The following is a 6224-nucleotide window of genomic DNA, read 5'->3' on the forward strand; positions in this document are numbered from 1 at the left end:
GCAATCAAGCCAAGCTGATCGCCACAATCGCAACCACCGCAAGCGCCAACCCCGACAACCGCATTGGCCCCGGCCGCTCGCCGAACGCGACAATACCCACCAGCGCCCCCAGCACCACCACGCCAATGTTGACAGTCGAAAACACCAACGACGGATGCGCCGCCAACACCTGATGACCGCGGATATAGCAATAGATATTGGCAAAGTTAGCCACACCCAGCACCAACCCCGCACCAAAACTACGTAAAGTAAAAGTCACCTGCGTCGCCAGCAACGAAATAAGCGACAACATCAACGCCAACACAAACACTGACAACAACACTGCCGGAAACGACGTCCCACTCTGCGCCACGAACTTCAGCAGAACATCGATCACGCCAAACCCCACGAACACCAACCACGGCCACTGCGACGCACCCCGCGGGCTGCCATCGCGGCGCCCGGTGATCGCCAGCACCACGGCAACTAACCCCAGTGCCATCCCGCCGGCCTTGGCCGCCGTCGGCACGTCGCCGAACACCAACGCCGCAGCAGTAAGCGACACCACCAACGACAGGCGCTGCGCGATTTCGGTGCGCACAATGCCCGCCGTAACCACCGAGCGCGACAGCGCCACGAACACCGCCGGCAACAGCACGCCAAGGCCAACGAAGGCGATATACACCGACACCGGCTGTTCCAACGACGGCATCGCGGGCTTCAGCAACAACCATGTGAGCAAACCCGCCGCCAGGTAATTGAAGGCGATAGCCTGCCCGGCGTCCACGCGCCAGCCACGGAACAACCGCAGCAGCACCGACACCAGCACGCTGCAGCAGACGCTAGCGATGATCCAGATCAACGCAGTGACGCCGCCTCGCGGGCCAATGCCTCGATGGCGGCGAAGTCGCGCGCCTGCAACAGGTTGGCCGGCGTGAGCCACGAACCACCGACGCACGCGACGTTCGGCAGTACCAGGAAATCCTTCGCGTTCGACAGGCTGATGCCGCCCGTGGGGCAGAAGGTAATCTGCGGCAAGGGGCTGGCCCAGGCGCCGATCAACTTCGGGCCACCCGCCGGTACTGCCGGGAAGAATTTCTGGAAACGATAGCCGCGCTCGAGCAGTTCCATGGCCTCGCTGGAGGTTGCCGCACCCGGAAGCAGCGCCAGTTCCGAATCATCGGCGGCGTCAAGCAAACGCGGTGCACTGCCCGGCGACACGGCGAACTTCGCGCCGGCCTTGAAGGCGTTTTCCAGATCCTTCGCGGTAAGTACGGTGCCCACGCCGACAATCGCGCCTTCCACTTCCGCCGCGATCGCGCGCACGGCATCAAGCGCCGCTGGCGTGCGCAAGGTGACCTCGATGGCGGGAATACCGCCGGCCACCAGCGCGCGGGCCATGCCCACCGCGGCAGCGGCATCATCGATGATCACCACCGGGACCACGGGCGCAAGGCGCAGGGTGCGCTCGACGAGTTGCTGCTTGGCATCGGTACTCATGGGGAACCTGTGTCTGTATTAGAAGACGCCGGCACCGGCATCGGCGGTGTTGGCGGCATTACGGAAAATGGCGAACAACTCGCGGCCCATGCCGAACTGGTTGCCGGCAAGGTCGGCCGTGGCGCATACGCGCTGCGACCATTCATCGTCGGCCACCAACACCTGGACGGTACCGGCGTTGGCGTCCAGGCGCACCATGTCGCCGTCGCGGATCTTGCCGATCGGGCCACCCGCTTCGGCTTCGGGTGTCACGTGGATCGCTGCCGGCACGCGGCCAGACGCACCGGACATGCGGCCATCGGTCAGCAAGGCCACGCGATGGCCGCGGTCTTGCAGCACGCTCAAGGTGGGCGTGAGCTTGTGCAGTTCCGGCATGCCGTTGGCGCGTGGGCCCTGGAAGCGAACCACGGCAACGAAATCACGATTCAACTCGCCGCGCTCGAAGGCCGCCTTGATGTCGTTCTGGTGATCGAACACCACGGCCGGGGCTTCGATAACCATGCGGTCTTCGGGCACGGAGGAAATCTTGATCACCGCCTTGCCGACATTGCCCGAGAGCATGCGCAGGCCGCCATCGGCACGGAAAGGTTCGGCAGCCGCGCGTAGCACACCGCGATTGCCGCTTTCCTTCGATATGGGGCGATATTCCAGGTTGCCGTGCGCGTCGATGCCCGGCAACTGGCGATACGCATCCATGCCCTGCCCCGCCACCGTGCGCACATCGCCGTGCAGCAGGCCGGCGTCGAGCAGCTGGTCGATCAGGAAGGTCATGCCGCCAGCGTCGTGGAAGTGATTCACGTCGGCATAGCCGTTGGGGTACACGCGCGCCAGCAGCGGAATTGCCCCAGAAAGCGCGTCGAAGTCGTCCCAGCGCAGGTCGATGCCCGCGGCGCGCGCGATGGCCACCAGGTGCAGCAGGTGGTTGGTGGAACCACCGGTGGCGTGCAGGCCGATCACGCCGTTGACGATCGAGCGCTCGTCGATCATGCGGCCGACCGGCGTGTACTCGCTGCCCAGTACGGTGATCTGCAGCATGCGCTTGACCGCTTCTGCGGTGAGCGCATCGCGCAACGGCGTGTCCGGTAGCACGAAGCTTGAACCGGGCAGGTGCAGGCCCATGATCTCCATCAGCATCTGGTTGGAGTTGGCCGTGCCATAGAAGGTGCAGGTGCCCGCCGAGTGATACGAACGCGCTTCGGCTTCAAGCAGTTCCGCGCGATTCGCCTTGCCTTCGGCGTAGGCTTGGCGGACCTTGGATTTTTCTTCGTTGGAGATGCCGCTGGGCATGGGGCCCGACGGCACGAAGATCGCCGGCAGCTGGCCGAAGCTCAGCGCGCCGATCAAGAGGCCCGGCACGATCTTGTCGCATATCCCCAGGTACATGGCGCCGTCGAACATGTCGTGCGACAGCGACACCGCCGTGGCCATGGCGATCAGGTCGCGCGAAAACAGCGACATCTCCATGCCCGGCTGGCCCTGGGTGACACCGTCGCACATCGCCGGCACGCCGCCGGCCACCTGCGCCGTAGCGCCGTGCTCGCGCGCCAGCCGGCGGATCAATTCGGGATAGCGCTCGTACGGCTGGTGGGCCGAAAGCATGTCGTTATAGGAATTGACGATGGCGATGTTTGCCGCCGGGCCATCGCGCAAGGCCGCCTTGTCGTCCGGGCCGCACGCGGCGAAGCCGTGCGCCAGGTTGCCGCAGGAAAGATGGCGCCGCTGCGTGCCGTCGCCTTTGGCCGCGTCCACGCGCGAAAGGTAGGCATCGCGGCCGGGGCGGCTGCGCTCGACCAGCCGTGCAGTGACGTCTGCGACTGTCGGGTGAAGACTCATGTCGTCATGGACTCCAGTAAACGTCGACCGGGGTGTTCGACTGCGACAGCACGGCGGCGATGGGGTAGTCGCCCCCGGCCCGCGCTTCGTCGAACACCTTGCGCTTGTCCTCGCCCTCGAAGTGCAGGAACAGCGCTTCGGTGTCGAGGATCCGCGGCAGGGTCAGGGTGATGCGTGGTTCGTCGGCGCCTTTGGCTGTCATCGAAATCACCGGCTCCTTACCCTTCAGATCCAGTGCCTGGGCGAGGTGGTTGCCACCGGGGAAGAACGACGCGGTGTGGCCGTCGGGACCCATGCCCAGCACCACCACGTCGAACGGCGTGGGCAGCGCACGAATGGCCTTGGCCAGTTCCGCCGAGCCTGCGTCGGGGTCTTTCGCGCCGTTGTACAGCGGCAGGAAGGTGGCGGCTTCGGCGTTCTGTTTCAGCATCAGATAGCGCACCAGGGCGGCGTTGGACCGTTCGCTGCTTTCCGGCACCCAGCGTTCGTCCACCAGGGTAACGGTGACCTTCGACCAATCCACCTTCGCACGCGCAAGCACCGCGAAGAACACCTTCGGCGTGGTGCCGCCGGAGACGGCGATCACCGCATGCCCGCGCACGGCAATGCCCTTCTTCAGCTGGGCCTCCACCTTGTGGGCCAATTTATCGGCCAGGGTGAGGCGGTCGGTGAATTCGTGCACGTGGACGGTTGGCTTGCTCATGCGGCTCTCCGGTTCTTCTGTTACGGCGCGTCTTCGGTCCAGTTGCGTCCGTCGCGCTCGATCAGCGCCACGGCGGCGCTTGGGCCCCAGGTGCCGGCGGTATACGCCTTGGGCGTGTCGCCGCTCGATTCCCAGGCCTCGAGGATGGGGCCGGCCCACTTCCATGCAGCTTCCACTTCGTCGCGCCGCATGAACAGCGTGGGATTGCCGCGGACCACATCCAGAAGCAGGCGCTCGTAGGCATCGGGCTGCTGCACGCCGAAGGCGCTGGCGAAGGTCATGTCCAGCGGCACATGGCGCAGGCGCAGGCCGCCGGGGCCCGGGTGCTTGATGGTGAGCCACAGCTTCACGCCCTCGTCCGGCTGCAGGCGCACGGTAAGACGGTTGGGCAGCAGCGGGCCGGACGATGCATCGAAGATCGAATGCGGCAGGGCGCGGAAGGTCACCACGATTTCCGAGACCCGCGACGGCAGCCGCTTGCCGGTTCGCAGGTAAAACGGCACGCCGGCCCAGCGCCAGTTACCGATCTCCGCCTTGAGGGCGACGAAGGTTTCGGTACGCGACTCTTTCTCGCCGAGTTCTTCCAGATAGCCCGGCACGCCCTGGCCATCGGCGGCGCCGGCGCGGTACTGGCCGCGCACGGTGAGCTGGGCGGCATTGGAATCGTTGATGGGGCGCAGCGAACGCAGGACTTTCAGCTTCTCGTCGCGCACGGCGTCGGGCGCGAGCGAGGCCGGCGGCTCCATTGCCACCATGCAAAGCAGCTGCAGGATGTGGTTCTGCACCATGTCGCGCAGCGCGCCGGCGCGATCGTAGTACGAGCCGCGGCGGCCCACGCCGAGGGTTTCGGCCACCGTGATCTGCACATGATCGATGTGCGCGGAATTCCACAACGGCTCGAACAGGGCGTTGCCAAAGCGCAGCGCCAGCAGGTTCTGCACCGTTTCCTTGCCCAGGTAGTGATCGATGCGATAGATCTGCGACTCGTCGAAGAAGCGGCCCACGGCATCGTTGATGACGTTGGCGCTGGCAAGGTCGCGGCCGATGGGCTTTTCCAGCACCACGCGGGCCTTGTCGCCGTTCAGGCCATAGCCGCCCAGGCGCTCGCAAATGTCGACGAACAGTTCCGGCGAGGTGGAGAGGTAAAACACCCGCACGTGGTCGGGCTTGGCGCCCAGCATGGCGGCGAAGTCGTCCCAGCCATCGGCCTTGCGGGCATCGAGCGGGCGATAGCCGACCATCTTCAGGAAAGCGTCGAGCGTGGCGGGCACGACGTGGTCGATGGCGGCTTCGACCGCCGCGCGGACCTGGGTCCGGTAGCCGTCGTCGTCCAGCGCCTCGCGGGCCACGCCCACGATGCGGCTTTCCGGACGGATCTGGCCGTCGATGTAGCGGTGGTAGAGCGCGGGCAGCAACTTGCGGATGGCAAGGTCGCCGGTACCCCCGAAAATCACCAGGTCGAAGGGCTCGACGGGCAAGGAAGCAACGGACACGGCACACCTCGAAGCAAGGGGAAATGGGTCAAGCGATCATACCAGTGCCATACCACGCCTTTCCAGTGGGGCGGCGCTTCAAGATCCGAATCCTGAAAAGGTTTCATTTGGAACGATCTGTAATCGTTTTCTTCAGTGAAACGACTGTTTGTTTCACCCCAATAGCCAAAGTCCGTGAGTTCAGGCTTGCCGCACTGGTCCGGCATTGGTATCTTCCCGCCTATGGAAAGCGCCCTGGTCAGCGAGTACCAACGCCTGTACAGCGCTGCCGAGAGCCGGCAGCCGCTGGCCTACCTGCGCCTGCGCCATGCCATCCGCAATGTCATCGACCAGGGCGTGATGGAGGCGGGCCACGCCCTGCCCAGCGAACGCGACCTCGCCAAGGCCCTGGCGCTTTCGCGCGTCACCGTACGCAAGGCGATCGGCGGCCTGGTGGAAGACGGGCTGCTCACCCAGCGCCATGGCGCCGGCACCTTCATCGCCGAGCGCATCGTCAAGCCGCTGTCGCGGATGACCAGCTTCACCGAAGACCTCCGCGCCCGCGGGCTGAACCCGCGTTCGGAATTCTTCGAACGCAGTATTGGCGAGGTCACCCCCGAGGAAGCCATGGCGATGAACCTCTCGCCGGGCGCCCAGGTGGTTCGCCTGCACCGGCTTCGCTACGCCGGCGACGAACCCCTGGCCATCGAACGCAGTGCCGTGCCGCTGGCCCTGCT

At 65.4% G+C, this 6224-nt stretch carries 6 protein-coding genes; 1 reads left to right on the forward strand and 5 read right to left on the reverse strand.

Features of this window, described 5'->3' with window-relative positions; genetic code table 11:
• Positions 1-4: 4 nt before the first annotated feature.
• The 5 genes from VK519_RS06420 to zwf are packed head-to-tail and all read right to left on the reverse strand — an operon-like array spanning position 5 to position 5508.
• Entirely contained in the window at positions 5-841 is an 837-nt protein-coding gene (locus tag VK519_RS06420) for a DMT family transporter (RefSeq protein ID WP_324348350.1), read from the reverse strand.
• Positions 838-1479 carry a bifunctional 4-hydroxy-2-oxoglutarate aldolase/2-dehydro-3-deoxy-phosphogluconate aldolase gene (locus VK519_RS06425; RefSeq protein ID WP_324348351.1) on the reverse strand — a complete coding sequence of 214 codons (642 nt, stop codon included), beginning with the start codon at positions 1477-1479 and terminating at the stop codon, positions 838-840. The genes VK519_RS06420 and VK519_RS06425 overlap by 4 nt, the downstream gene beginning before the upstream one ends.
• Positions 1480-1497: 18 nt before the next feature.
• Positions 1498-3312, reverse strand: a complete 1815-nt coding sequence (gene edd, locus VK519_RS06430; RefSeq protein WP_324348353.1) for a phosphogluconate dehydratase — start codon at positions 3310-3312, stop codon at positions 1498-1500.
• Positions 3313-3316: 4 nt separating this feature from the next.
• On the reverse strand, positions 3317-4015 hold the full coding sequence (pgl, locus tag VK519_RS06435; protein WP_324348354.1) for a 6-phosphogluconolactonase: 699 nt from the start codon (positions 4013-4015) through the stop codon (positions 3317-3319).
• 20 nt (positions 4016-4035) lie between these two features.
• Positions 4036-5508 carry a glucose-6-phosphate dehydrogenase gene (gene zwf, locus VK519_RS06440; RefSeq protein WP_324348355.1) on the reverse strand — a complete coding sequence of 491 codons (1473 nt, stop codon included), beginning with the start codon at positions 5506-5508 and terminating at the stop codon, positions 4036-4038.
• A gap of 222 nt (positions 5509-5730) precedes the next feature.
• Between zwf and VK519_RS06445 the strand changes: the two genes are divergently transcribed.
• A partial coding sequence (locus tag VK519_RS06445; RefSeq protein WP_324348356.1) for a GntR family transcriptional regulator occupies positions 5731-6224 on the forward strand: 494 nt, incomplete at its 3' end.

It is taken from the genome of Pinirhizobacter sp., from assembly GCF_035317885.1.
Classification (GTDB): Bacteria; Pseudomonadota; Gammaproteobacteria; order Xanthomonadales; family Rhodanobacteraceae; genus Pinirhizobacter.

What these genes read in the sequence shown, in the direction of transcription:
- pgl (WP_324348354.1), bottom strand. Translation starts at nt 4,015, where the DNA reads ATGAGCAAGCCAACCGTCCACGTGCACGAATTCACCGACCGCCTCACC.
- VK519_RS06425 (WP_324348351.1), bottom strand. Translation starts at nt 1,479, where the DNA reads ATGAGTACCGATGCCAAGCAGCAACTCGTCGAGCGCACCCTGCGCCTT.
- edd (WP_324348353.1), bottom strand. Translation starts at nt 3,312, where the DNA reads ATGAGTCTTCACCCGACAGTCGCAGACGTCACTGCACGGCTGGTCGAG.